Below are 25,136 nucleotides of genomic sequence, written 5' to 3'. Positions count from 1 at the left end.
TGGGCGTGCAGAGCACATACCTGGACGGGATCGGTCCCGTCACCGCCGTCATCAGCTCCATCGGCGTCCGCCACGACGGCGCCCACGAACTCGTCACCGACGGCCTCTACCTCGACCTTCGCCGGGCGCTGCGTAACCCGGCCAAGGACCCCGCGATGCGCTACCGCACCGGATGGGACGCCGACGTGTACGCCCATGTCCTGGCCACGCCCGGGGCCCGGGAGTTGATCGACCGGACCGCCGTCCAGCTCCGCGCCCTGGCCGATGAAGTCCCCTGTGGCCGTCTGGTGCGCCTGACGGTGGCGTGCCAGGGAGGTAGGCATCGTTCCGTGGCGGTCGCTGAAGCGGTCGCCCACCGTGTCTGGGAAGACTGGGGCGGTGCGTACGGGGTGGAGGTGGAGCATCACCACATCGACCGTCCGGTCCTGTCGGCCGCCAACTGAACTGCCAGCCGGCCTCCGACACTTCCACCACGGCTTATACCGTTCCTGCACCCGCGAGTGCTACCGACAGCCGTGCGTCCAGGTCTGGTGTTTTCGCAGTTCAGGCCCCTTGTCCTGATGTCACTGGAAACCCTGACAACCCTTTTGCCTCCCACCCCCTGCTGTACCCGTGGAGAAGAGACGGGTACGGCTGGGTGATGGGCGGGACGCGAGGGTTCGAAAGCCGTTCCCTTGGCCTGCGGCGGGCCCTGTGCGGGCCGCGTGGCCGCCGCTGTGGCGTCGGCCGAAGGGGGAAGGGGCCGAGGGCTGGTTGTCATACCGGCAGGCGACCATGGACAGCTTCCGCGAGCAGCCGCACGGGGAGGCAGCAAATGGCGAAGCCGAGATCGACGGTCCGGGACCAGGCGGACGCGTTGAAGGTGCTGGGGGTGCTGAAGGTCGCGAACGCCACGCAGATCCTGCACCTGGTGCGCCCGCACCTGACGGACAACAAGACGATCCGCAACGCCCTGCTGGTCCTTCAGGTGGCCGGTGTGGTGGTCTCGGAGGGGAACACGGCGGGTCCGGCGGGGAGGTTCGGTGCGCCGGACCGGACGGGGGAGCCGTCGCAGAAGCTGTGGGGTCTGACCCCGGCCGGTCTGGACGCGGCCGGGAAGCTGCTGGGGCGCGCACCGGAGGATATGGGCGGCCGGGCGAGGGGTGCGGGACGCGGCGGGGCCCCGCATGCGATGGGCGCGAACGCCGCGATCATCGCGTTCACCAAGGGCGGTATCGGCGACATCACCGCGTGGCGGACCGAGGTCCCGCACGTGCTCGCCGCCACGGGCAAGCAGAACGTGCGGGCGGATGCGGTGCTGCGCGCGAAGGAGGCCGGGGTGCCGCTGCCGATGGTGGAAGTGGACAGGCACACCGAACCGGTGGAGCGCGTCGCGGACAAGCTGGCCGCGTACGCCGCGTGCTACCGCCGCCAGGTAGCTGATCCGGGCGTGCCGTGGACGTCGCGGCGGGCGGGGGAGGAGGGGGTGCCGTACTGGCAGACGCTCTACCGCGACACCGGCCTGCCGGGTTGGCCGCCGTTGGTGTTCGTGTTCACCGGGGCCGGTCCCAAGGCGTTGACGAACCGGATGCAGACTCTGGCTGAGCTCACCCGCGAGCACTGAGCGGCGAAGAAGTACTGGTTCAGCGAGGAAGACGACGGTTTCCTCGACTTCACCGGCACGGTCCCGCTGGTGCTCACGACGTTGGAGCGGTTGCAGCAGCACGGCCTGCACGGGCCGTCCTTCCGGCGCGTCGTGCAGTGCCGCGGTGAGTTCGAGCCGCTGCTGCAGGCGCTGACCGACACCCACACCCAGGCCGCCTACTGGCAGCGCGAACGGCCGCGTCGTGCAGCAGCCGAGGCCCGCCGGGAAGCCGAGCAGGCAGCACAACGCGCCGCACTGCAGCAGCGCTGGGACGAGGACGACCAGGACGACGCTGCCACCGCACAGGAGGAGGAAGTGCGCTGCGCGACACCGCACTGCAGCATCCCGGTCGACGAGCCGGCCGACCCCTAAGCTGAGGAGACCGGCATCGCGGTCCCGCCCGAGGACGGCGTCCACTGCTGGTCGTGCCGCCAGAACCAGGCAGCACGCAACCGCGGACTCCGCAGTGCGCTGCGCCGGATGCGCAACGATCTGTAGCCGTCTCAGCTGCTTGAGGTGTGACAGGGCGACCTGGACGGTTGCCACCGGAGTTGGGAAGTGCGCCGGGCGTGAGAGCGAACATGAGACGGTCGGGGGCAGTCCCGTTCGCTTCCTGTGCTCGTTTTCGCGTCAAAAATGGCTGACGCGCGGAGAGCCCATTGGATCGTCAGGGGTTTGGTTGGAGAGACTGCCAGCATGCGCGAAGACGGACAGATCAAGGTGTTCCTGCTGGGTGGCCACGAGGTCGTAGGGCGGGGTGTTCGCGAGATGCTCTCAGTTGACGACGACATCGAGGTCGTTGGAGAGGCGGGCACCGCCGCAGACGCTCTGGTCATGATTCCCGACACCGATCCCGACGTGGTCTTGATCGACGTGCGTCTCCCGGACCGCAGCGGTGTCGAGGTCTGTCGCGTAGTTCGCTCACAGAACGAGGACGTCAAAGCCCTGATCCTCACCTCGTTCGCGGATGACGCGGCCCAGCTGGACGCCCTCATGGCCGGTGCTGCGGGCTATGTGCTCAAGGCGATCCGCGGCGCGGAGTTGCTTACGGCAGTCCGCGACGTGGCAGCCGGCAAATCGCTGCTCGATCCGGTAGCCGTCGCTCGCATGCTGGAGCGTCTTCGTGACGGGAAGAACGCCGGGGGCGATGACCGCCTGGCTGCTCTTACGGAGCAGGAGCGCAGGATCCTGGACCTGATCGGTGAGGGCCTGACCAACCGGGCAATTGGTGAGCGTGTGTCTCTCGCAGAGACGACGATCGAGAACGATGTCTCCGGTCTGTTCTCCAAGCTCGGCATGGAGCGTCGTTCACAGGAAGCCGCATCCGTGGGCCGGGTGCAAGCCGAAAGGCGCTGAGGTTCAGGATCTGTCCTCTGACACCGAACCTGGACTGTTTGTCACCGTAGGTGGATCGGTCGTGCGTGACGGTTCGTGGTGGGCGGCGTTGATCATGCCGTGAAGAAACTGATCGCCGTCGCTGCCCTCAGCCTGACCGCCCTCGTTGGAACCGTCGCTCCCGCTCAGGCTGGAACCTTCTCCCCAGGGAGCGCCACGAGCAGGACCGGTGGCGCTCCCTGGGGAGGCCCGGTGACGGTGTCCCACTTCGACTGCTCCGATAACGAGGACGGGAACTACCCGGACCCTAACGACAGCAGCGGGTATATCGCGTGTGTCGCCCATGAGCACGCCTACGCCATGCCCTGCGCGATGGGCCCCGGAGGTAAGCGTCTGTACTACGTGGCCGACAGCGGCCCTAACCCGCAGACGTCCCGGTGCGACTACCCCGAGGTCGCCTCCGTTGAGCCCGCCCTGACTGCGGGCACCCTCCGCAGGCAGGGCACCCCGGGCGCGGTGAAGGCGCTGACCGCCACCCTGACCAACGACGGCCGGCCCGTGGAGGCGGCCCGGATCGTCTTCGCCGACAGCGAAGACCGCGTGCTCTGCGAGGAGTACACCGACAACCGGGGTGTCGCCACCTGCCATACCGTTCCCGCCAACTCTGGCAACAGCTTCACCGCCACGTTCCCCGGCGGAACCGCGAACCCGGAAGAGAGCGGCGGCTGGCAAGCCGCAGAAGCCGTCGGCATCCTCGGCTAAAACCCGCCAGCCGATGATGTGAAGGTTCTCAGCCTGAAGCCTCTGGAGCCCCCTGGGCCCCGCTGGTTTGCCAGCACGCGGCCAGCACCCGGTTCACCCCGAGGGCAGGGAGCCGCACGTCACCCGCTCCGGCCAGCTGCCGTCCCGCGTGCCGGGCCAACGGCCCGGGTTCTTCGCCTGCGCCGGCAACACCAGCTACTCCCGATCCCAGCCGTGGGCCGCCAGCTCCGCCCGCACCCCGAACGCCACCAGCACGTCCGACGTGTCGGCCAGCTCTCCGGCCTCGCGTAGGTGCGCCCGGTACATCGCCCACTGCGCCCGCTTCGCCGCGGCCTCCCGGCCGGGCAGCCTGTCCCAGTCCCAGTGCGACGTCCTCGACAGGACCCGCGCCCGTTCCCGCTCGGCCTTGAACAGCGGCCGCATGCCGGCGAGCAGCTGCTTGGTGCCGTACGCGACGCGGGCGGTGACGCTGGTGGTGCCTCGGAAGGATCGTCGGCGTCGGAGATCGGCGGCGGTCTGATCATCGCAGAATGCCGGGCGATGCCGCGTTCCGGTGCCGGGTTCAAGGAGTGTGGTGGGCCTGCCGGGACTGACGGGCGATCACGTTCACCGACGACGCTCTCGCCCGCATGCGGGCTGGATGGGTCATGAGGCGGTAGCCCACTCCACTGGTGGGGCGGGCCACCGCGTCACTCGTCCAGTGCTTTGGTCAAGAAGGGGTTCGGCGGGGCGCAAGAGTAGCCATCGACGTGCTGCGCCCCGCCGGTTCCGTCCGGGACACCAGTCTCCTAGGACTGGGTGCAGTTCGTCCCGCGCAGCTGCATGCTGAAATCCAGGTCCTGCCCTGGGCCACCCTTGACCGTGTCGGTGAGGGAATGACCCATGGAGTCCTTCGGGCTGAAGTCCCTGTCGCCCCGGAACTCGACGTTTGCGCAGGTGTAGGTCTTGCCGCCGCCCTTGGCCGTGGCCGGCCCCGAGTACGTGGACTCAACCGGTGCATCACAGCGCCGGCCGGAGACGGTGAACACGGTGGGCGAATCGAAGCCGGGTACGGCCGCGAGCTCGTCGCAGGCGAAGGTCTTGGACTCGGCCGCGTGGGCCGTTGACACGGCCCCGCTGACGGCAAGGGCTGCTGCCGCCACGACAAGAGCGGGCCGGATGAGCGCGGGAAGACGGGTCATGGTGCTCCTTCTCGAAGGCGCCGGGAGGGCCCGGACGCAGTGACGGACACCCCAGAGTTCTCCTGCCCCCGAGGCCCACCCGGGATTGTCGCTCCAACGGTGGCGTGTCGCGGTCAGCGCAGCGGTCGATGCCTCAGCTTCACCCTGGACCAACGCGTCCGGCGGTTCGGGTGGGGGCCCCGGGTGGGGCAGCTGGACGACGACGTGGCGCGGTGTACCGGCTGTTCATAGCTGACGCGCCTCGGGAAGTTGCGCTGCCACTTCTGGAACGGGGAAGCTCCGCGATGCTCGAACACCGGGCGCTGAGCGACGTGCTCCTAGCGGTCCAGCCGTCGGTCTTCCCCGTCGTCGGGCCGGCTCGACCAAGCCATCAGGTAGGCCCTTCAGGTCTCTGTTCGGCTCAGTTCATGTAGCTCCTGTCGCAGAATGCGCAGGAGAGGGGTGCGCTGTGTGCGGAGGAAGAAGTGTCCGCCGGGCAGCATGTGGCTGCGGAACCGGCCGGTGGTGAGCCGTTCCCATGCGGCGAGGTCCTCGGCGTCGGCCTCGAAGTCGTCCTGGCCGCCGAGGGCGGTGACGGGGCATGTCAGGGGCGGCTCGGGAGTGACCGTGTACGCCTCACCGATGCGGTAGGAGGCCCGCACGTCGCGCAGCAGCCAGTTGGCGAACCAGGCCTCGTCGAGCAGTTCGGAGGGGGTTCCGCCGAGGTGGCGCAGCCAGTGGAGCAGGTCGGTGTCATCGAGGCGGCTGATCTGCTGGTGCCGGGCGGGCCGGCCGGGTGCGGCCTGGCCCGAAACGATGAGTCCTTGGAGGCGGTGCGGCCAGCGGGCGCTGATGCTGCGGGCGAGTTCGTACATGACGAGTGCGCCGAAGCTGTGACCGAAGAGGATCAGGGGCAGTGGCGTGGCGGCGTCGGTTCTCTCCAGGGCTGCGGTCAGTCCTGTCAGGAGGGCGGTCAGGTCCGTGTACGGTTTCTCGCGCAGGCGCCTCTCGCGGCCGGGCAGTTGGACGGGCCACAGTTCGGTGTCCGGGGGCAGCGCTTCGCTCCAGGTCACGAACTCGGAGGGGCCGCTTGCGGCGCCGCCCAGGCACAGCAGGCGCCGGCGGGGTTCAGGCTGTGTGACGACGTAGTTGAACCAGGACTCCTGGTCGTTGACGGCGCTGCGGCCGGTGGACGGGCTCATGTGTGTGCCGCGGTGTGGCGGTCCACGACGGCAGCCAGTTCCGCGAGGGTCGGGTTCTCGAAGACGTCGACCGGGCTGATGTCCGCCCTGCGGTCATCGATCAGGCGGCGTAGCAACCGCGCCATGGTCATGGAGGTCATGCCGATCAGGAACAGGTCGTCGCGGGGGGAGACGGCGGGTACGCCCAGCAGTTCCGCTGCGACCTGTGTGAGCCAGGACTCGGTTGCACTCTGCGCGAGGGGTGTGCGGTCCTGTGGGGCGGCCGCTTCCGCATCGGGAGCCGGCAGGGCGTTGACGTCCAGTTTGCCCCACGACGTCATCGGCAGGCTCGCCATGGTGACGTACAGGCTGGGAACCATCTGGACGGGCAGCCGTTGTCGCAGCCATTGGGTCAGGGCGGGCGGGTCGATCGCGGTGTCTGGGTTGGGGACGACGTAGGCCACCAGGCGGGGGCCGTCGGGGCGTACCGCGCAGTCGTGGACGGTGGGGTGGCGGATCAGGGTGTGGCGTACTTCGCCGGGTTCGATCCTGGTCCCGCCGATTTTGACCTGTTCGTCGTCGCGGCCGGTGAACGTGAGGCGGCCCGCGCCGTCGTGGACGGCGATGTCTCCGGTACGCAACAGGCGGCCCGCGGCGGCGGCGGGCGCGGTCCATGAGGGCCGCGTAGTTGAGTCTGCCGTCGGCGGCGTCGACGGCCGGGGCTGTCGGGGTGCGGCGGGCGTGTTCCTCAATCATGTCGGCCACGCAGGTGCTGCGGGCTTCGGCGGGGGGCGTGGCCGGGCGGTCCTTGGCCGACGTCATGGGGTGCTTTCTTCGAGGCGGGGGCGTCCAGTGAGAGCGGCACGTGCAGCGGGCACGGCAGGTTCACGTTGTCCGACCACGGCACGGTGGGTCGGGACAGGGTCGGATGCCGTCCGGTTCCGAAGAGGTGGTCCAGCACGAGTTTCCCTTCGAGGCGAGCCAAGCGGGCGCCGGGGCAGCGGTGTCTGCCGTGGCCGAACGCACTGTGCCGGGCGGGGCCCGCGGAGTTGGCGTTGGCGCGGTCGGTGAGCGCACTCCAGTTCGCGGCGGCGAGCAGCACCACGACGGACTGCCCCGCCCGCAGCCGCTGCCCGCCGAGCTCGGTGTCTTTGGTGACCGTCCGCCCCACGAACCGGGACGGGGAGACGCGGGTGAGAAGTTCTTCCACCTCGTCCTCCCTCGACAGGTCCTCGCGGAGCGGACCCCAGGAGGGGCGGACGCGTTCGAGGACCGCTCCTGCGAGGAAGCCGGTGGTGGTCTGGTGTCCGGCGGCGATGAGCATGAGGAGGTTGGCGGCGATGTCGGTGTCATCGGCGGCCACGGTGGCGTCCGTGCCGGCGATCAGCGCGCTCAGGCTGTCGGGGCCGGGCGCCGCCCGGCGGTGCCTGATCAGGTCGCGCGCGTAGTCCGTGAATTCGGCGAGCTGGTCGTACACGCCGGGGTCCGTCTCCGGCGCGATCCCGGTGACGATACGGGTGTAGGCGTCCGACCATGCCCGCAGCGCCGGAAGATCGGCCCCCGGCAGGCCGAACAACCGGGCGATCACCTCCAGCGGCAGCGGCCGGGCGAGATCGGTGGCGACGTCCAGGTGCCGGTGCCCACCGGCGCCCGCCAGCTCCCCGACCCGGTGCAGGATCCACGGAGCGAGAGCGTCGATCCTCGCGGGAGCGAGAGCACGCCGGATGACACGCGCCCACGCGGTGTGCGCCGCACCGTCCAGAAAGAGCGCCTGGCGGGCCAGCATGTCGCCGACCTGCTCACGCACGCCCACCGCGGCGCCCGGCGCCGCGGTGCGGCCCAGCGCCGACAACCGAACCGCGCTGTACTCCTCACCGCTGCACACCCGCGCCACCTCGGCGCGCCCTGAGACCAGCCACGTCCCCGCGTACGGGTCCCAGTGGACGGGGGCTTGCCCGCTCAGCCGGGCGAACAGACCGCGGGCATCCTGCCGCCCCTCTCGCGCCGACAACCCGTACAGACTCAACGACCTCACGTCGTCCCGTGTTCGAGGCGAGGGGGTCATACGCCGCACCCCACCCGTGCCAGGGCCGGGCTCGGCCCTGGACAAGCAGTGGCCCGCCACGGCGAGCGTCGACGCCTTGAGAACCGCCGTTCAGGGCCCGCACACATCCGCCCGCAGGCCGCGCCCAAGAGGTAGAGCATCAGTGTCGATCTCCGTCTCGGCGGGCTCGTCCCGCAGATGCCACCTCGGACAACGTCAGTCACCCGGCCCCTCCCAACTGCCCGGGTTCCGCAACATCTCGTCGATGACGTCCGCCACCGGAAGCCAGCTGGTCGCGCCGACCATCTCCTCCAGGCGGCTGAGATCGGGCACTCGCCCGGTGACATCGGTACGCCCCGGGAAGACCTGCCGGTAGGGGATGTGCTCGATACCGGCCGTGCTGCCGGTGGCGGCGAGGACCAGTGCGGCCAGGTCGGCGATGCTGGTCTCGTTGGTCGACCCGATGTTGTAGGGACCCCCGTCGCTGCGCCACGCCTGTGGAACGGCGATCAGGCGCCGTAGCACCCGCACGAACTCGGTGACACCGGTGAAGCAGCGCCGCTGGGTTCCGTCGTCGTGGACGGTCAGTGGTAGGCCGCTCGCCGCCTGGCGCAGAAATGTCGGGATCACCATTCCGTAGCGGGAGCGCTGACCGGGGCCGACCACGTTGAAGGGACGCACCACCAGGACCGGCCGGCTGCCCGCCGCGGCAGCCCCGGCCTGCTCCAGCTCCCATTTGCCGCTCGCGTAGCCGTCCTTGCCCCCGTCATAGGCGAACGGCAGGGCACGGTCCAGTGCAACGTCCTCAGAAAGAGGCATGCTGCCGTCGGAGAGCCCGTACACGGCCGAACTGGACACGAGCACCACGGGCACATCCCCGCTGTGCCGCAGCACGTTCACCGCCCCGGCCCGGCCAACCTCGAAAGCGTAGGCGGCCCTGTCGGCCGCCAGACGCATCCCGACCACCCCGGCCAAGTGGATGACCATCCCGACGCCGTCCGAGGCGGACGCCACCGCGTCCGGGTCGAGGACATCGCCGCGGACCAGTTCGATCCCGGCCTGCGGTACCAGTGCTCCGTGGCGCCCGGTCGAGAAGTCGTCGAACACCCGGATCTGACACCCGCCCGCGGCCATCGCGCGTGCCAGGTGCCCCCCGATGAATCCCGCGCCACCGGTCACCAGAACCGGCCGGCCGTGTTGAACGATGTCCTGCATCCATGTCTCCTGGGGACTCGACCTCTCGTGGGCCCCGACGAGCCGGTCCGCCCGCTGCGGAGCGAGCAGGCGATGCCTCACGCCTGCGAGCGCGGGTCTGCCACCACCAAGCGGCACACCGATACCCTCCGCGTGTCAACCACAACTGTTCTGCCATACCCGCGAACGCAGGGTTCCCCAACACGCGGCCCGAACCCGTCGATTCACCCATGCTGCTGCACCCGTCAACCGCGTTCGCGACCTCCAGTGGGAACTCACCTACTACGGGCTGCGGGCCGCCGCGACCAAGGGCAACGGGGGCGGGCGCCGCCCGGCTGCGCCGCATCACGACGAGGCGGACGACTGGGAGCGTGGGCCTGATCGTCAGCGTGTTGACCGGCCTGCACCTCCTCGGTCTGCTTGCGGCCGATCACCAGTCCCTCCCGCCGAATCCCACAGTCGTGGTGGTCTGCCCAGGCCCCTTCTAGCGGAAGGGTTGCCCTCAGCGGTGGGGCGTGCGGCGGCGACGGCGGGGGTGGCCGGGGCGAGGACGATCGCCGAGAGGAGTACGGCCGCCGTGCGCGGGCAACGGGAGCGGATGGAGAGGGGGAGCGCCGTGGGGGAGTGAGGGTGGCCGTGGCCTGCCGAGAGACGGAGCAGGGGGAAAATCCTTCCAGCGAGGCGCCGTCCGTGTCGCCGGAGATCGACCGGACCCACGGCCCCTACGACCTGTCTGATCGGGGAGTTGTTTGGGCGGACCGGTTGTGTGGAGGCGGGTTTCCGGGGCGTGGGCATGCTGTCGTCTGAGCTGTGGAAGAACGAAGATCAAGCCCGGTGGGCCGGGTGGGGGTGAAGTCGGCACGGTCCTGGTGGAGGGTGAGGGTTCCGGGGGCGGTGCCGTCCCAGGCCAGGCCGCCGGGCTCGTAGCGGTTGCTGACGGTGGCCCACCACAGGTTGGACGTCATGATGTGCCCGATGTCGTCGAGATAGGCACCCAGCTGCGGTTCCTCCCGACCGGTCCCGTTGGTGATCTTGTCCCGCAGCAGTACGAAGGCGGCCTCGTTCTCGTCGATCAGCGCGCACAGCCGGTTCATGGCGTCACCGGTGCCCAGTGCCTCATGGACCTTCAGGTGGTGCACAAGGTTCATGTCATCGCCCGTCGCCGCTTCACGGCGGTAGGACACGAGGTCGTTGATAAGGGTGTAGCCGTCGACGGCCAGGTCGTGCAGCGCCGCGAATCCGGGCTGGTCGAAGGCGTTCTCCGGCAGGCTCAGCCGAGGTTGGGCCGCTTCGGCGAAGCCGAACAGCCAGCGCACCCCCAGACTGCTGCGCCGTTGTCGCAGGTAGTCCTGGTAGCCGGTGTAGGACGAGCCCCGCCACTGCTCCAGTTCCATGGTGAAGCCGTACGCGAAGTCCTCCATGTAGGCGACCAGGCGCTCCCACGCCGGGCGCGGCATGCCTCGGCGCAGGCGCCGGAACTCGGCGGTGAGCGGGGTGGCGCCGTCCTGCCAGCCCAGGAGATCGGCCATGGTGCGGGAGAAGACTCCGCGGGTGGCGAACGAGCTGCCGCCCAGGGCTCCTTGGTCGACGAGACTGTTCTCGATGCCGATGAGGTAGTTCATGACCTTGCAGCAGGTCAGGGTCAGGTCGTAGTCGGCGTGCGGGAGGCTGAAGGCGACCAGCAGGGCCCCGTCGGCGTTGTGGGCGATCTTGTCGTGGTCGTCGTCGTATGCGAAGGCGAGGTGCTCGTGGGCCCAGGCGGTGGTCTCGGCCAGCAGCCGGTCGCTGTCGGGGTGCAGGGCGCGGGGCAGGGCGTGGGCGAGCGCGGGCAGGTGCACCGTCTGAGGGAACGTTTCGGTGGCGGCGTTGTGCCCGGCGCGGGGCCTGGCGTACAGGTGGGCGGGCCGTTCGGGACCGCGCGGCGCGCTGCGGACCTGCGCGCCGGACCCGTCGGGGGACGGAACTGGCCGGTGCCCTCGCCCGGCCACAGGGCTGCCGGTCCCCGCCCGGTCCACCTTCGGTTGGAGGGCCGGGTGGGAGAGGTGTCCCAGGGCGCGCAGGACGCAGATGTCGGTCAACAGGGGGACGTGGTAGGTGAAGGGCCGCGGGCCGACCATGTCGGGCGGGGAGTCGAAGCCGCCGTCCGCGCGCTGGCGTTCCAGCAGGTAAACGGCCGCGCCCTGTACGGGCCGCGGATCACGGTGCCGGTCGAGGGCGAGGAGCGCGTACGAGGTGCTGATGGGGTCGCTGGCCTGCCCGGACTCACGCCCCCACCCGCCATCGGCGTTCTGGGTGCTCCGTACCACCTGGTCGATACGGGCGGCCATCTCCAGGCCCGCCGGGCCCGCTCCGGCCGCCGCTCGCGCCCGGTAGAGCACATGCAGCCGGCTGTTGCTCCACCCCGGCTCGAAATACCCGTCCTCGCGCTGGCTGGCGACGAGGAACCGGCGGGCGTCGTCCAGCAGCCCGGCGTGCTGCGGACTTCGGTGGGCGAACGCGTTGATGACGGCCGCCGTCATGCACGCCTCCGACGGTCCGCCCGCCACGTAGGTGGGGAAACCCCCGTCGGTTCCGCGCAGACGCCGCAGGTGCTCCAGCCCCGCGTCGACCGCAACGGTGTGACGTCCTGGACCCAGCAGTTGCAAAAATTCCAGGACCACGGACGTGTCGTCGGTGTCGGCCAGGTCGGTGGCGTCAGCGATGGACCAGCCGCCGCACGGCTTCTGGACACGTTCGAGGTGGGCGGCGACACGGTGCAAGACCGGCCGCGGGGCGCCGGCGGCGGCCAGCGCGAGACCGCCCGTGGCCGTGGCCCAGGTGTCGATGTCACAGACGAACGGGAACCCGCCGTCGTGCCGTTGCAGGGGCAGCAGCCCGCGCAGCCCCTCCCGCACCAGGCGGTCATGACCCGGAACACGCGCCAATGCGTGCAGTACCAGCAGGTGCGCCAGCAGATGCTGCTCCCACACCCCGCCCCGGGCCTCGTACTGAGTAGCCGTCAGTACCGCGATGTCGTCCCTGCTGGCTTCCCCGGCACGCCCCTGCGCGGCGGCCACGATCACCTCGGCGGCCACCGTCTGAACCCGGGCCCAGGAGTGCAGACCTGCCCGCCGCGCGGCCCCCGTGGGCGGCGTGCCGTCGCCCGGTCCGTCACCGCAGCCGAGCACCACGGCGAGCGCGTCCAGGACGAGCCGGCGGCGCGGGGCCACGTAGGACGGCACCTGGGCCAGGATGAGTTCCCTGAAGTCCTCACCGGCCGGAGCCGGGCCCCTGCCGCTGGCCACCCGGGCCAGGGACCGGTCCAGCGGATCGGAGGCGGAACACTGGCGGCCCAGGTAGCCGGTGACCCGCTGCCTGCTGCCGCAGAAGTGCGCCAGCCGCCGCATCAACGCCAGTACCAGGGCCGACTCCAACACCCTGCTGCGGCATGGCTCGTGCAGGCCTCCGTCCGCCCCCACCCGTTCCTCCACCCGGCGGCGCAACCGGTCGGTCGCGGCACCGAGCTGTGCCAGCGGTTCACCCAGGACCACAGCTCCAGCGGAGGCGGCGCGCGTGAAGGCGGGGGCGAAGGCACTCGTCATCCCCCCAGCCTGCACTGTCGCCCGGCTCCACGGGCGACGCGGGCGCGAGAACCCCCGATCAGGTGAATCGGCAAGGCGGCGGACGGGCATGGAAAAGACCCGCCCTTCGCATCCAAGATCATTCACGGTGTCCACGGACACCACGGAAGCCGCCCCAAGATTGGCCGGTTCCAGGGCTGGCGTGAAACATCCGCTTCCCGGCGCCGACCCCGCGCCGCCCTTGTCATAACTCCGCATCAAGCAGGTCGGCCCCACTGCTCGGACTGAGATGGCCACCGCCTGGACAGGCCAACCACCCCACCCGACGGCTCCGCTCTCCCCATCGGCACCGCCGCCACGTCACTCCCGAAACACAGTGCGCCTTCAACAGCAGGCACGCAAAGATCGAGGGTGTTCTTCAGGGTGCAGCCGGCGCCGTAGACGGCGTCGACGTTGTCGTGCGCCGGCCGGGATCGGCCTACGGGACCGGTGGCGAACGCGAGGAGCAGATTCTTCGTGGTGGTGCGTGCGAACGCGCCTGCGGCGGCGTTCATGCCGTGGTTTCCTCTGCCGCCTGGTCCCTTGGCATCCAGCGCTTCGACCCAGCGCATGGTGCCGGATGCGAAGACGCCGGCGCCGCCGGGTGCGGAGTAGTACGCCGTATCGGAGAAGCTGGGTCGGCCTTCGCAGGTGACGGGGGAGTGGGCGAGGATCTCCAGGGGGCGCGGGGTGGGCCAGATGGTGTTCACCCGGTCGAATTCGGCCCCGACCAGGTGGGGGAAGCTGTCGCCGTAGGTGACATCAGTGCCGGTGAAGAGCCAGTGGCCGGGGTTGGTCACCACGTAGGCGGCGTCCACCGGGTAGTCGTCGTAGATCACGCCCAGCAGCGAACTCTCCGGGTTCGCACCTGGTGCGGCGCGGAATTTCTGGGTTGCGGCGCCGCCGGCCAGGAAACCCGGGTCCGTCCGGTAGTCGGCTTTGTAGCACGCGATGTCCCGATCGGGGCCGTACGCGGAGGCTCCGAATCTGATGCGGCGGAAGCAGCAGTTCGCTCCCAGGATCGCCAGGTTTGTTCCCGCGTCACGGGCTGCGGTGACGTGCTGGCGCTGGGAATCGGACCAGTACTCGTCGTGGCCCAGGGAGAGCAGGGCGGCAGCTCCGCGCAACAGATCCGGGTCGCGGGCGAGATCGACGCCCGTGGTGTACGCCAGCGGGATGCCGAGCTGTTCGGCGAGAGCGATCAGCGGGGCCTCATACACCAGGAACTGCCCGGCGCCGTGGCCGTACTGGTAGGGGCGGTCGAAGGTGACTTCCAGCGAACGGTTCTTCCGGCCCCCGGTGGGGCCGTCGTAGAGGTTGTGGCCGCCCCACAGGTTGTACGCCTGCCAGGTGGCGACCGCGTTGACCACGACGGTCCTGCCGGTGGTGGACGGTGAGCGAACGGTGATCGGGACGTAGCGCTGGCCCGCTCCGCCCTGCGCGTCCAGCCGGAGCAGGTAGCTGCCGTCGGGCCAGTCCGTGGTGTCGACGGTGGTGGTGCGTGCCCAGCCGGTGCGCACGGTACGGGTCTTGGCGTCGACGGTGGCAGCGGGCTGGCGGTGGCCGGGCAGCACGGCCGAGCGCCACACCAGGCGGGCGCGGGCTCCGCCGTACCAACCCATCCGGTAGGCCGAGACGGTGAAGCCGGACGCGACGGTGGACACATGGAGGCCGAAATGTTCGCCTGCCAGGACACTGACCCGGTCGGCAAAGCCCTCGATGGCCTGCGTTGTCCCGGCCCGGGTGATGGCCCAGTCAGGATCGCCTCGAAGGGCGTTTTCCGCCACCACGTCCAACGGGTCGGCGGATTCGGATGCGGTCCGGGTGCGTGCGGCGTCTCGTGCTTCGGCCGGAACGCCCGCGGACCCGAGGCCCGCCAACGCACCCGCGGTCAGGGCCAGGAACCGGCGCCGTCCGGCGCCGCCCCTCATTCCAGCGGCCGGATCGATCCCTCGCGCCACCACGCGTGCCCTCCAACGGTCGTCCCCTCGGGTGGCCCCATCGTCGCTTCCCAGTCCTGCATCTTCCTTCCGGCACCCGAGGGGCAGGCAGGAGAGTAGCCCGATAGGTGATGGCGGATCGATTCAGCCATGGCATTCGAGTGGCATCGCAGATTTCCGTCGTGACGACGGCAGACATGAGGGGAGGAACTGGCCGACTGACCGGTTTCACCGGGCCAGTTCGTCCGGGATGCCGGCCCCCGGCCGCCGTCCTCATGGGTCAGACGTAGTCCTCCAGGCGCGCCACGGTGAAGCCCTGGTGGGAGATCTCGCGCAGCAGGTTCGCCGTCATCTCCGTCATCGAGGTGCCCTTGAGCTCCGACGGGCCGCGGAAGTGGGCCAGGATGATGTCGCCGGGGTGCAGCTTCTTGTCGGCGCGCTGGTACTGCATGCCCTTGATCTGCATCGACTCGCGCCACAGGATCAGCGCCTGGAGTCCGCAGGACTTCGCGGCGGTCTTGGTGGCCTCGTTGAGGTTGCCGTAGGGCGGCCGGAAGAGGCGGGGTGTGGTGCCGTATTCGGCCTTCAGCTTCGTCTGCTGGGTGCAGATCTCGTGCCGCTGGGCGGATTCCGACTCGGTGCGCAGGTTCGGGTGCGTCAGCGTGTGGTTCATGATCGGGTTGCCGAGCTCCTGGAGGGGCTTGAAGTAGTCGTAGTCGCTCCGGATGCTGACGTCGGTCAGGAACATGGTGAAGGGGATCTTCAGTTCGCCCATCATGGTGACGAACTTCGGGTCCTTCTCCGCGCCGTCGTCGAAGGTGACGAAGACGATCTTCTCCTTGGTGGGGATGTCGCTGACCACCGGCGGCGTCCCGGTGCCGGTCTTCACCGGCTTCACCTTCGGCGCGGCCGGGGGCGCCGCCAGCGGCTTGATCTTCCACTTGTGCAGCGCGGCGGCCGTAGCAGCCGTGGAGCGGATATCTCCAACTGGCTTATCAATCTGTGTAGTTGATTGGGCCGACAAGGTGGTAAGCGGGAGCTGTTCTGCGGTGGGGGCAGTGAGTGGGGACGTGATCACTGAGCGCCCCACGACGACAACAAGAGCCGAGAGGAGCAGTCCTGTCGCTTTTCTTAGCATTCGCAGACTCTATGACGTTTGCTCCGTCCGGCATCGTCTTCCGCGGGCGGCTGGATGCGCTTTCGCCAGATGTTCCAGGTAGCCCCTCGCAGGGCGGCCATGACCCAGCCAACAGACCGCATCGGGCCTGGAACTGGCTGGGCCGAATCATCCCCAGGAGCTGGTGAGTTCGAGGCGGTGAGCGTGGCGAACGGGTGAAGGTCGGGTTGCCCGCCAGTTGTGTGGCGTGGAACGCGGAAGCCTTGCACGGCGACCTGCAAGGGTGGTCGGGTGCCCATTCCCACACCCCTGACGAGCGGGAAACCGAACTCGCGAATGCCCTTGCCTCCCCAACTGCCAGTGGTACCGACCGGCAGCAATCCGGCGGTAGTGCTCCGCCGTCGCGCTGCCCGACGACTGACGGCCGCCCTCGGGGTGACGCTGGCGGTTCTTCCGCTCACAGCCCTGAGCAGTACCGCGCGAGCGGCGCCGCGCGCAGACCCTTCCGGCTCGGGCATCTGCCAGTCCTCCCTGTACCCGCACCTGGCGGCTGTGCTCTCGGCTGATATCGCCCGCGCACATGCGGGCCGCAAGAGCACCATCGCCTTCACGCTGTGGGACGCCGAAAAGCAGTTGTCCTGTGCGGACAACGCCAACCGTCGATTCGACTCCGCGAGCGTCGTCAAAGTGACGATCATGGGTGCATTGCTGCGCCGTGCCGAAGAGGGGCACCGTCTCCTGACCGCCGTGGAGACGAAGAACCTCAGGCTGATGATCATCAAGTCGGACAACGCTGCCGCTACCACTTTGTGGAACAGCCTGGGGCCCGCCTGCTTGGGTAGATTCCTGCAACTCGCCGGAATGCGCGACACCGTATTGTCCCCAGGGAAGACCTGGGGTCTGACCCAGATCACCGCGATCGACGAGATGAAACAGCTCGACGTGTTCGCCTCGGAATCCACCGTCCTGTCTCCGTCGGACCGGGGATACGGACTGAAGCTGATGAGCCAAGTCCAGGCCGACCAGCGTTGGGGCGCCCCGCACGGCGTGCCTGCCGGCATCCGCGTTCAGGTGAAGAACGGCTGGGCGCCGCGTGCCACTCGCGGCTGGCGGATCCACAGCCTGGGGGTCTTCACCGGGACCGGCCGGAACTACCGGATGGCGGTCCTGACCGACAACAACGCCACGAAGGCATACGGCGTCGACACCATCCAGCGGATCGCCGCCATCGTCCACCACGACCTCAATGTGCGGTAGCACTGACGCAGACTCCTAGCCCCGTTCGGCGGCAGGGATCGAAAAGCGGATCGCCTGGCGCTTTCGACACCCGATACCTGTGTTCCGCCGTCGTCGAGCCCCTATGAGAACGGATCCGATGAACGAGTCTTTGCCCGGCAAGCCGTTGGCCAAGAGGGTTCCTTGCGGCCGGCCCGCGACGTCCGGGCTCGGGGTGCACGCTCCCATGACCCCTCACCTTCCGGGGCTGCTCGGCGCGGCGGCATTGGCGCTGGCGCTCCTGCTGGCACCTCCGCCCGCACCAGCGCACGCTGTGCCGCTGACTTGTACCGATCATCTGGCAGTCACGGAATCGGATCCTGACGTCCCGGGCACCCCCGGCGGCGGAGGCGGCAACGAGTCCGCCAAGATCACGGAGGCCGCACGCGGTCGCGCGGTGGTGGCCGCGGCGCGGTCCTGCCTCGGGGTGCCGTATTCGTGGGGCGGCGGCACCGTTCACGGCCCGACCCTCGGATCGTGCGACAAGGTCAACGGATACCTCAAGGGTATGTGCCAGGCCGATCACACCATCGGCTTCGACTGCAGCGGCCTGACCCTGTACGCCTGGTACCAAGCCAGCGGTGGCACCATCAACCTTCCGCATCGCAGCCCCAAGCAACGGGACCGCGGCCGGCATCTGAAACAGAACGAACTGCTCCCCGGCGACCTGCTGTTCTTCGCCGAGCCCAAGGGCCCGATCCACCATGTCGGGATCTACCTGGGTGGTGGAGCGATGATTCACGCGGAACACACGGGCACCCTGGTGCATACCCTCAATGACGTCTTCCACGATCCGAAGTGGGGACCGCGCTACGTCGGCGCCTCCCGGCCCACCGCGCCATGACGGAGGCAACCGACACCGTGCCGTCAGCACAGCGCACGGTGCGGCGAAGCGGCGCCAAGGCCCTTCCCCGGACGCGAGCGCAGGGTGCCAGCCACGGCGCGGCGGGTGGCCGTTGTCATTGCCGGATCACCCGGCAATGACAAACAGCGATGCCCATCAGACTTCCCGTCCGTCACCCTCGGGAACAGAGCGGACCACGAAATCGCGGGTTCAGGAGGCGCCACGCAAGGGAAGAAGGGGACTCAGCTGCGAGTGGCGGTGAAGTTCACCAGTCCCTTGACGCCCGTGATTTCAAGATGGCCAAGGATCTTGGTCACCCGGGTCGTCCCCGCCAAGCAGAACACGTCCTTGCTGGACCCGGCTCCGTCGAGGGGAGTGGGGAAGACGAGAGTCCCCTTGCCGAAAGGGTTCTCCAGCACGCGAATGTTCCCGTATACAGAGCGGGAGTCACCGTCCGGGATATTGACGTCAACCCGGATCTGGGTGCTATTGGGAGCCACCGGGGCGATGGTGATCGTGCGGACGGGGTTGGTCCCGCTGATGGTGCCGATGAACGGAGCGTCCGGCAGGAGGGCCAGCGTGGTGGTGTAGTCGTTCGGCGTCCCTCCGCAGGTGTTGGTCGGCGGGGTAGCGCCCTGGGCGCCCGGTGCGGCGCACAGGGAAATCGACAGTGCGGACACCACGCTGAGGGCCATCGCGGTAGCGACGGCGGTCCGACGTGACATGAGAGCTCCGTTCTTCAGGCTGCCGCGGCGGCAGCTACATGGCGAACAGAGACATACATTCGATGATCATCTCTTACGAGAACATTATTTCGCCCACCTTCACACGTATGGCCCCACTGGATCCGCGGGTTCATGCCTCAAATGGGCGCGCAGTGATTGCGTGGCGTCGCGTGCATCTTGGCGTGACGGGATGGCAGGGTTGAACTGCTGTCCATGCGCGGCGAACGGGGAAACTGGATGCGCGTCGGTGCAGCGATACCTGGGGCGCCTGCGACGAATGACGCACTACCCTGCAAACAGTCCCGCCGGGCCGGGTTGTCGGCTTATCCGGCGACGATGGTGTCGAGTTGATTCTGGTCGATGGTCAAGCTGATGCCGCCGTGGCTCTCCTTGATCTTCCCGTGGTACTGGTGGGCCCGTCGGTGTCCGCTCCATTCGTTGTCGCGGAGCAAGCCGTCGCCGTCCGTGGCCGCTTTGTCGTTCCACCGGGCGTACCAGAGCGCGTCCGGCATCGGAGCGGCTCCCGCGCGGCGGGCGGCCAGCAGGTCGGTGACACCCGAAAGGGTGCTGGAGTAGAAGCCGGACAAGTAGCCCGCGCTGTGCAGGCCCTGGGTCCAACCGAGGGTGAAGTCGATCACCGCTTGCGCGCAGCCGGCGCTGCCCAGCGGGTACGCCTCCAGATCGAGATAGACCGGGGTGCCCCGCCCCAATCCGAGGTTCCGCGCGGCGGTAAAGGCCTCGGCGGCCTCTTCACGGCCCTGCTGCGTCGCGTGGGCGGGATCGATCGTCTGCTGACTGTCAGCGCGCTCGCTGCAGGGGGGCTGTCGGCCGACGTGCGTCGGCATCAGACGCCAGCCGAGCTCGCGCACCTGGCTGATCCAGTCGGCGGTCAGGTGTGTTTGCTCGCAGCCGCGCTGCCGGCCGCTGATATAGATCCCCACCGCACCGTAGGGCGAGGCCCCGTGGGCCCACGCACGCATGGCCTTCAGCGAGGGCGCGGAGCAGGCGTCGAATCCACGGCCCATGAAAACCGTCGGCTCGACGGCCGCCGGCCGGGACTGCTCCAGAGGAGAAGACGCGGCCTGGGCAGGGCTGTTGGCGGCCATGAGCAGGGCAACGGCGAAAGTGATGAGCGCTGTGGATCGCGATCGAAGGACCATACGCCATCGTGAGACGCCAGCGACGCGAGGGTCCGGAGGGCGCGCCGCCGACCTTCGGCAACTCACTTCACCGGCCGCATACCTTTCCTGAGCAGGTGGTCATCCGCGTGCGTCGAGGTCAGCGCAGGGCGGCCCGTAGCGCGAGGACGCGCTCAACGGCGTCGGCGAACGTGGTGCGGTCGAGTCGCCCGGACGTCAGAGCAGTGGTGAGGGCGGCGGCAGCAGCTGTGCCCTGAGAGGTGTCCTGAGCGGAACAGAGCAGCAGATCCATACCCGCGGCGGCGGCAGCGACGGCACGGTCGCCGACAGTCCCGACGCCTTTGAGCGCCCCGGCCTCCAGGGCGTCCGTAACGGTGACGCCTCGGTACCCGAGCCGGCCGCGCAACTCACCCTCCACCACCTTGCGCGACAGGCCGGCGGGATGACGGCCGTCGAGTGCCGGGTAGACGGCCCAGGACAGCATGACGAGGTCCACCCCGGCGTTGATGGCAGCGGGGTAGGGCGCCTCGTCGACGGCCCGCAGTCGGGAGAGCGGGACGCTCAGCGTGACCGCCCTCTCATCGGTGTTCTGCCCCGCGGGCGCTGAGCCCAGACCGGGAAAGTGCTTGGCCGTCGCCGCCACGCCCGCACGCTGCTGGGCGACGATGAACGCTCGGCTCGCGGCGGCGACCACCGCAGGGTTCTGACTGTAGGAGCGTTGCGGCTTGTCGATGAAGTTGTCTGCGGTGCCGTAGGCGTCCAGGACGGGTGCGAGGTTGACATTCAGGCCGAGGCCCGAGAGGTTCTTCCCCGCTCCGGTCCCTGCCTGGGCCGCCGCAGCCGCTGGATCGGCCGCCTGCCCGATCTGTCGCTCGGACAGCACTGGTGCGCCGGGCAGCCGTCGCACCAGGCCGCCCTCCTGATCAACCATCAGCAGCAGCGGCACGTGCACGGGACTTTGCTGTTGGGCCTGTTTCAGGCGCTCGATCACCGAACGCAGTTGGGCCGCCCCTGTGATGTTCGAGCGGAAGAAGACGACGCCACCCGCGCGACCCGCACGGATCGCTTGGAACAGCTCTTTCGGCGGAGTGAGACCCCGATAGGAGAAGATGATCCGTTGACCCGCCAACTGCTGGGAGGACAGTCCGGCCGCCGTGGCCACCCGCACCGTCGCGGGCAGTGAGCCGTTGGCGGTCGGCGCCGATGAACGCCGTTCTACCGTGGGCCAAGCCGGCGCCTGCCACGCGGCGGGGACGGCAACCGCCGGCGGTGCCGGAGGGGCCTGGTCCGGTGATGGCCGCGCGGCCGCGCACGTGGCCAGCAGCAACACCGTGCAGGCGCTCGTCCAGCGAGCGGGCGAAACCACGATTGCTCTCCTTCGAGCTGCATCCGTTCTACCGGCTGGCTCAGGCTAGGTGCTGCTCGTCTCCATCGGCGGAGTCTCGATCGAACGGCGTGGTCCTCGCCGAGAGTGTTGCGCCGAGGTTCGGAGCGTCGGGACAGGAAAATGGAGCCGCCCCATTCATCGACACCCAACCACGATGCGTTGAAAACGATTGGCCGGGCGGACACGTGCCGGCGCACCACAACGAGGCGGAAGGCGCGAAGGCACCGTATGGGTGGGATCTCGCGAAGGAACATTCTTGCCGGTGGGGCTGCGGCAACGGCGGCTGCTCTTGGCGTGCCCACATCGTTTGGCCGGCCGGCCGCCGCCACTGAACTGCTGATCGGCGACGGCTCGACCAGCTACACCGGCCACCAGCCGCACCAACCCGTACCGAAGCGACTGGAACCGGGTGAACCGCCACCCCAATTCGTGGTGATCTCCTGGGACGGCGCGGGCGAGCGGGGCAAGAACCTGTTCGCCCACTTCCGGAAGGTCGCCCAGGAGACCAGCGCCACCATGACCTTCTTCCTCTCCGGCATCTACACCCTGCCCGAGAGGAAGAAGAACCTCTACCGCCCCCGGGCCACGCGCCAGGCGCCTCCGACATCGCCTACCTCAAGGACGACGAGATCAGAGCGACCCTCCAACAGGTGCGCGGGGCGTGGCTGGAAGGCCATGAGATCGGAACCCACTACAACGGGCACTTCTGCGGGCCGAAGGACGGCGTGGGGAGGTGGACGGCTGAGCAGTGGCACAGCGAGATCGAGCAGGCCGTCCGGTTCGTACAGACCTGGAGGACCAACACCGGTTTCACCGACCTCGCCCCCTTGCCCTTCGACTACCGCAGAGAACTCATCGGCAGCCGCACCCCCTGCCTGCTGGGACGTGATCGACTGCGGCCCGTGGCAGCATCGCTGGGCTGGAAATACGACGCAAGCTCGCCGGGCCGACAGATCTGGCCCGGCAGGCGGGACGGCCTGTGGGATCTTCCCCTGCAGGCCATCCCGTTCTCCGGCCACACTTTCGAGGTCCTGTCGATGGACTACAACATGCTCGCCAACCAGTCCCCGGGAGCCAATGTCAACGGTGACCCGGCGATGCGCCCGGTCTGGCAACGTCAGGCGTTCGAGACCTACATGGCAGGCTTCCACCGCGCCTACACCAGCAACCGGGCTCCCTTGTTCATCGGAAACCACTTCGAGACGTGGAACGGCGGCATCTACATGAAGGCCGTCGAGCAGGCCCTGCGCGCCATCGCGGCCGAGCCGGACGTCCGGCTCGTCTCCTTCCGCCAGATGGTGCTCTGGCTGGAAGCCCAGGATCAGGGAGTGCTGGCGAGGCTGCGAACCCTGGGCGTAGGAGAGAAACCCGCCGATTGGCGCGACTACACAACCCCCAGTCGGGCTGAGGGTCGCCCTTCATCCTGATCCACAACATCGCGCTGATGTCCGATCCTGTTGGTCACAGCCCCGCGCATCGCGATGCCGGTCCCCGGGCACGACCGCGACAGCCGTGCCTACTCGACGGAGATGCTCCGCTCTACGCGGACGGAGGCTTCTCCTGCCGGCTCGACGGTCGGCACCTGGGCGTTCCCGCCGTTGCGGGCGTCGCAGTCGAAGCTTGCCCACACAATGATCCTTGACCGTTTGCCGCTGAACTTTGACTGAACGACCGGATGGGCTGCAACGCAGTCGCTCGGTTGGCGTCAGTCCCCGACGGACGTCTTCCCTCCATCAGCCCCGGCTTCGCCCTGGCCGCCTGGCAAAGTTGGCCGATTCAGGATTGGAGGGCGAGACGGAAAATGTCGTGTTGGACATAGAAGCTCTCTCCGGAGGGCTTGAGTACGAAGGTCTGGTTGAAGGTCTGGGGCGGATCGTCGTCGGTCTTGACCTGGCCGAGGACAACCACGAGGACGCCTCCCTCCTGCGTGGGCTGTGTGTCGATTTCGGTGAGGGTGTGCTGGCTTTTGAGGTCGAGCGTTTCGAACCTCTCGGTGATTTTTCGCTGACCCACGAGCTGCTGGCCTTCGAATGTCATGAGTGACGTGTCGGCCGTGTAGAAGTTGGCCAGGCTCCTGCGAGCGTGCGCATCCCCGTCGAGCAGGGTGTAGTACTGCTGGACGAACGACCGGCCAATGTCGTGGTATTTCGGGTTTGTTGCCATGGCACGGAACCTAACAGTGTGATCACCGTTTGCGCACACGCTCTGTGAAGATTCAGCCACCTCAGGTGCGCATCTCGCCGATGCCGCTGGATGGCGAGGACTGATCCGCTGTAGGGCTGGAAGCGAGGCCTTGGGGGTCAAGGGGTCGCAGGTTCAAATCCTGTCGTCCCGACCAGCGTTTTAGCATGTCGGAGGCCGTTTTCGCAGAAATGCGAAGGCGGCCTTTTCCGCGTTTCGAGGTCTGGTGGTCGCGTGGTGGTCGCAGTGCGGCGTGCCCTTTCGACCGGCTCGCACCCCATAGGTTCAATCGGCTCTGGGCGGTGCGGTCTTCACGATGCTCATGCCGTTGTGGGCTTGAGGAGTGTGGTCGGGTTGTGGTCGCGGCCGGGGGTGCGGCGGTGCCGGTTGGTGGTTCGGTCGCTTGCGGTGAGGGTGTGGTCGATGCTGTCGACGGCGTCGTAGGCGGCTTGTGCGGTGAGGTGGCTGTAGATGTTCGCGGTGGTGGAGAGCATGGAGTGACGCAGCGTTTTGGACACGACGGTCAGCGGGACGCCGGCGGTGATGGAGATCGTCGCGGCGAGGTGGCGCAGGTCGTGGATGGTGGTGCGGGGGACATCGGCTTGTCGGCTGAGGTCGTGGAAGTGATTGAGGACGTACCCGGGGTGCAGGGGCAGGCCGTCCGGTTGGTGGAAGACCAGGCCGCCACGGAACCCGTCCCCCGATGAAGCCGGTTTGTCGTGGGCGCGGCGTTGGAGGGCACTGGCGACCCGTGGGGAGACCGCGACCCAGGTTTTGCTGGTGCGGGTCTTGGGCGTGGTGAGGACGAGCTGGTTGTTGTCGACGGCGGAGAGCGTGTAGCGGATGTAGAGGACGCCTTGGGAGGGGTGTACGTCGTTCCAATGCAGGCCGAGGGCTTCGCCTTTGCGGATGCCGGTGCCGATGAGGACTTCGACGAGGTCGGCCATGAGCAGGTCGGCGTTGCGGTAGAAGTCCAGGAAGCGGATGGCCTGGGGGACGGTCCAGATGGTGCGTTCCGCGGCGGCCGGGCGGGGGATGAGCGTGGGCCTGGCCGCCCTGGAGGCCAGGCCGACGCCTTCCTCCTCCTCGTCGGTGAAGCAGGTGATGTTGAAGCCCTTGAACGGTGACTCGCCGTGGATTCTGGTGGCCAGTATCGCGGCGGGGGCGTGACAGACGATGAACAGCGGGTTGCCCGAGGTCAGCTGCTGCGTCAGCAGCCGTCCGGCATCGGCGTCCCAGGCCAGGTCCGACATCGGACCGTGACCGCCCGGCAGTTACACCGCGGCGTAGTCCTCGAGGCGGACGTCCGACAGCTGCAGCGGCCGACGCATCACCTCCGCGGAACGGATGATGGCCTCCAACTCGAGGGCGCTGTCGTTTCCGCCGACCATCTCGGGGCGCAGGCTCATCATGTCGACGGTGGGGGTCACGCCGTTCGGCGTCGCGACGACGACCTCGTGGCCGGCATCCGTCAAGATCTTGTACGGGTTCGCGAACTCCTCGGCCCAGTAGCCCGTCGGGTACCTCGTGCCGTCCTTCAACACCCAGTAGGTGGCCCCGCTCACGATGAAAAGCACCTTGGCCATGGCAAAGATCTCCTCTCGGCCGCGTACCAGGGTTCGGTGGGAT

At 68.6% G+C, this 25,136-nt stretch carries 22 protein-coding genes and 1 pseudogene; 8 read left to right on the top strand and 15 right to left on the bottom strand.

Features of this window, described 5'->3' with window-relative positions; genetic code table 11:
* Nucleotides 1-5 precede the first annotated feature (5 nt).
* The 5 genes from LNW73_RS04215 to LNW73_RS04195 all read left to right on the top strand — a co-directional run bounded on the left by LNW73_RS04215 (nt 6) and on the right by LNW73_RS04195 (nt 3,721).
* Entirely contained in the window at nt 6-443 is a 438-nt protein-coding gene (locus LNW73_RS04215) for a RapZ C-terminal domain-containing protein (RefSeq protein ID WP_250988961.1), read from the top strand.
* A 371-nt stretch (nt 444-814) separates the two neighbouring features.
* Nucleotides 815-1,603, top strand: a complete 789-nt coding sequence (locus LNW73_RS04210; protein ID WP_250988960.1) for a replication-relaxation family protein — start codon at nt 815-817, stop codon at nt 1,601-1,603.
* 69 nt (nt 1,604-1,672) lie between these two features.
* On the top strand, nt 1,673-1,996 hold the full coding sequence (locus LNW73_RS04205; RefSeq protein ID WP_250988959.1) for a hypothetical protein: 324 nt from the start codon (nt 1,673-1,675) through the stop codon (nt 1,994-1,996).
* 324 nt (nt 1,997-2,320) lie between these two features.
* Entirely contained in the window at nt 2,321-2,980 is a 660-nt protein-coding gene (locus LNW73_RS04200) for a response regulator (RefSeq protein ID WP_250988958.1), read from the top strand.
* Between the two features lie 231 nt (nt 2,981-3,211).
* The gene (locus LNW73_RS04195; protein ID WP_250988957.1) at nt 3,212-3,721 is read left to right on the top strand and encodes a chitin binding peritrophin-A domain-containing protein; all 510 of its coding nucleotides are present in this window, start codon (nt 3,212-3,214) and stop codon (nt 3,719-3,721) included.
* A gap of 195 nt (nt 3,722-3,916) precedes the next feature.
* Here LNW73_RS04195 and LNW73_RS04190 read toward each other — a convergent pair whose 3' ends face one another.
* From LNW73_RS04190 to LNW73_RS04150, 9 genes are all read right to left on the bottom strand, one after another.
* Nucleotides 3,917-4,144 carry a hypothetical protein gene (locus LNW73_RS04190; RefSeq protein ID WP_250988956.1) on the bottom strand — a complete coding sequence of 76 codons (228 nt, stop codon included), beginning with the start codon at nt 4,142-4,144 and terminating at the stop codon, nt 3,917-3,919.
* Nucleotides 4,145-4,509: 365 nt separating this feature from the next.
* Entirely contained in the window at nt 4,510-4,902 is a 393-nt protein-coding gene (locus tag LNW73_RS04185; RefSeq protein ID WP_250988955.1) for a hypothetical protein, read from the bottom strand.
* 383 nt (nt 4,903-5,285) lie between these two features.
* Nucleotides 5,286-6,083, bottom strand: a complete 798-nt coding sequence (locus LNW73_RS04180; RefSeq protein WP_250988954.1) for a thioesterase II family protein — start codon at nt 6,081-6,083, stop codon at nt 5,286-5,288.
* Nucleotides 6,080-6,703: a phosphopantetheine-binding protein gene (locus LNW73_RS04175; RefSeq protein WP_250988953.1), complete on the bottom strand. Its 624-nt coding sequence runs from the start codon at nt 6,701-6,703 to the stop codon at nt 6,080-6,082. Before LNW73_RS04175 ends, LNW73_RS04180 begins: the two co-directional genes overlap by 4 nt.
* Nucleotides 6,704-6,810: 107 nt before the next feature.
* Nucleotides 6,811-8,073: a cytochrome P450 gene (locus tag LNW73_RS04170; RefSeq protein WP_250988952.1), complete on the bottom strand. Its 1,263-nt coding sequence runs from the start codon at nt 8,071-8,073 to the stop codon at nt 6,811-6,813.
* A gap of 249 nt (nt 8,074-8,322) precedes the next feature.
* Nucleotides 8,323-9,321 (bottom strand): NAD-dependent epimerase/dehydratase family protein, encoded by a 999-nt coding sequence (locus LNW73_RS04165; protein WP_250988951.1) that lies wholly within the window; start codon nt 9,319-9,321, stop codon nt 8,323-8,325.
* A gap of 701 nt (nt 9,322-10,022) precedes the next feature.
* On the bottom strand, nt 10,023-12,881 hold the full coding sequence (locus LNW73_RS04160; protein WP_250988950.1) for a terpene synthase family protein: 2,859 nt from the start codon (nt 12,879-12,881) through the stop codon (nt 10,023-10,025).
* Between the two features lie 236 nt (nt 12,882-13,117).
* Nucleotides 13,118-14,563: a N,N-dimethylformamidase beta subunit family domain-containing protein gene (locus LNW73_RS04155; protein ID WP_250988949.1), complete on the bottom strand. Its 1,446-nt coding sequence runs from the start codon at nt 14,561-14,563 to the stop codon at nt 13,118-13,120.
* Between the two features lie 556 nt (nt 14,564-15,119).
* Entirely contained in the window at nt 15,120-15,728 is a 609-nt protein-coding gene (locus LNW73_RS04150; protein WP_308407635.1) for a polysaccharide deacetylase family protein, read from the bottom strand.
* Between the two features lie 519 nt (nt 15,729-16,247).
* Between LNW73_RS04150 and LNW73_RS36265 the strand changes: the two genes are divergently transcribed.
* Both LNW73_RS36265 and LNW73_RS04140 read left to right on the top strand, forming a co-directional pair.
* Nucleotides 16,248-17,213 (top strand): serine hydrolase, encoded by a 966-nt coding sequence (locus LNW73_RS36265; RefSeq protein WP_250988947.1) that lies wholly within the window; start codon nt 16,248-16,250, stop codon nt 17,211-17,213.
* A 205-nt stretch (nt 17,214-17,418) separates the two neighbouring features.
* Nucleotides 17,419-18,075 carry a C40 family peptidase gene (locus LNW73_RS04140; protein WP_250988946.1) on the top strand — a complete coding sequence of 219 codons (657 nt, stop codon included), beginning with the start codon at nt 17,419-17,421 and terminating at the stop codon, nt 18,073-18,075.
* A 242-nt stretch (nt 18,076-18,317) separates the two neighbouring features.
* Here LNW73_RS04140 and LNW73_RS04135 read toward each other — a convergent pair whose 3' ends face one another.
* From LNW73_RS04135 to LNW73_RS04125, 3 genes are all read right to left on the bottom strand, one after another.
* A complete protein-coding gene (locus tag LNW73_RS04135) occupies nt 18,318-18,770 on the bottom strand; it encodes a hypothetical protein (RefSeq protein ID WP_250988945.1) in 453 nt (150 codons plus the stop codon).
* 353 nt (nt 18,771-19,123) lie between these two features.
* Entirely contained in the window at nt 19,124-19,906 is a 783-nt protein-coding gene (locus LNW73_RS04130; RefSeq protein ID WP_250988944.1) for a DUF1906 domain-containing protein, read from the bottom strand.
* 172 nt (nt 19,907-20,078) lie between these two features.
* Nucleotides 20,079-21,305 (bottom strand): glycoside hydrolase family 3 N-terminal domain-containing protein, encoded by a 1,227-nt coding sequence (locus tag LNW73_RS04125; protein WP_250988943.1) that lies wholly within the window; start codon nt 21,303-21,305, stop codon nt 20,079-20,081.
* A 249-nt stretch (nt 21,306-21,554) separates the two neighbouring features.
* Between LNW73_RS04125 and LNW73_RS04120 the strand changes: the two are divergent.
* Nucleotides 21,555-22,753: pseudogene (locus LNW73_RS04120) on the top strand (hypothetical protein).
* Nucleotides 22,754-23,102: 349 nt separating this feature from the next.
* Here LNW73_RS04120 and LNW73_RS04115 read toward each other — a convergent pair.
* From LNW73_RS04115 to LNW73_RS04105, 3 genes are all read right to left on the bottom strand, one after another.
* Entirely contained in the window at nt 23,103-23,489 is a 387-nt protein-coding gene (locus LNW73_RS04115; protein ID WP_250988942.1) for a ketosteroid isomerase family protein, read from the bottom strand.
* A 338-nt stretch (nt 23,490-23,827) separates the two neighbouring features.
* Nucleotides 23,828-24,760: a tyrosine-type recombinase/integrase gene (locus LNW73_RS04110; RefSeq protein ID WP_250988941.1), complete on the bottom strand. Its 933-nt coding sequence runs from the start codon at nt 24,758-24,760 to the stop codon at nt 23,828-23,830.
* 21 nt (nt 24,761-24,781) lie between these two features.
* Entirely contained in the window at nt 24,782-25,093 is a 312-nt protein-coding gene (locus LNW73_RS04105; RefSeq protein WP_250988940.1) for a hypothetical protein, read from the bottom strand.
* Nucleotides 25,094-25,136: the final 43 nt, after the last annotated feature.

It is taken from the genome of Streptomyces sp. RKAG337 (genome assembly GCF_023701715.1).
Classification (GTDB): Bacteria; Actinomycetota; Actinomycetes; order Streptomycetales; family Streptomycetaceae; genus Actinacidiphila.
This window is presented reverse-complemented; position numbering and strand designations above follow the sequence as displayed.